Below are 906 nucleotides of genomic sequence, written 5' to 3' on the forward strand. Positions count from 1 at the left end.
AATGCGATTAACTTTGGAGGAACGAATACGACTGCAGCTTATGTAGCATTGCCAAGCCATATTGTAGATCGTTTGAATAATATGACATTTTCAGCCTGGGTGAAGTCCAGCAATACGGCCGATGCAATCAGCTTATTTACGGCAGGGCCGGCAGCTGCCGCGACGCCAACGAAATATATGATGATGATGCTTAATGGAAGCCGATTTACGATTACCGCTAATGGTAATACGGCGGAACAGAATATTTCACCGGGCGGTAATGTAACCGCTAACACATGGAAGCATATTGCAGTAACGTTATCCGGCAGCATCGGAATTCTGTATATAGACGGAGTTCAGGCAGCAACCAATACAGGCATGACGTTTAAACCTTCCGATTTGTCGCCAACTACCAGCGGAAACTTTATCGGAAAATCGGAATGGACAGGAGATAAATATTTGAAAGGGCAGGTTGACGATTTCCGAATCTATAACCGTGTTTTAAGCTCGTCTGAAATTGCTGGCGTAATGAATGGGCAAACATTGGCAACCGTGCCGGCAACGCCAACAGGGGCAACGGCGATAACAGCGGGTTACAGTTCAATCAACTTAAGTTGGTCAGCCGTATCGGGTGTAACCGATTATCATGTCTACATGTCTACTTCTTCAGCAGTGAATGCGATATATACAAAATTAAATTCGGATGCGATTAGCGGAACAACATTTGCCGTCCGCGGATTAAAGGCGAATACAACCTACTATTTTAAAATCACGGCAGTCAATGCGGTAGGAGCATCAGGTATTTCATCTATTGCTTCAGCAGCAACCCCAAATAGTATGCCTGATTCCAGTCTGTTCACCTGGTATAAATTTGACGAAACGAGCGGTACTACAGCCGCGGACTCGTCCGGCTACGGAAATAACGGA

The 906-nt window shown here is 45.5% G+C and carries 1 protein-coding gene; it reads left to right on the plus strand.

What is annotated here, in order from left to right; genetic code table 11:
* Positions 1–906: LamG-like jellyroll fold domain-containing protein (locus WH37_RS33165; RefSeq protein ID WP_046234950.1), on the plus strand; the 906-nt coding region annotated here is incomplete at both ends.

Origin of the sequence: Paenibacillus algorifonticola (assembly GCF_000971975.1) — a bacterium.
GTDB classification, from domain to species: domain Bacteria; phylum Bacillota; class Bacilli; order Paenibacillales; family Paenibacillaceae; genus Pristimantibacillus; species Pristimantibacillus algorifonticola.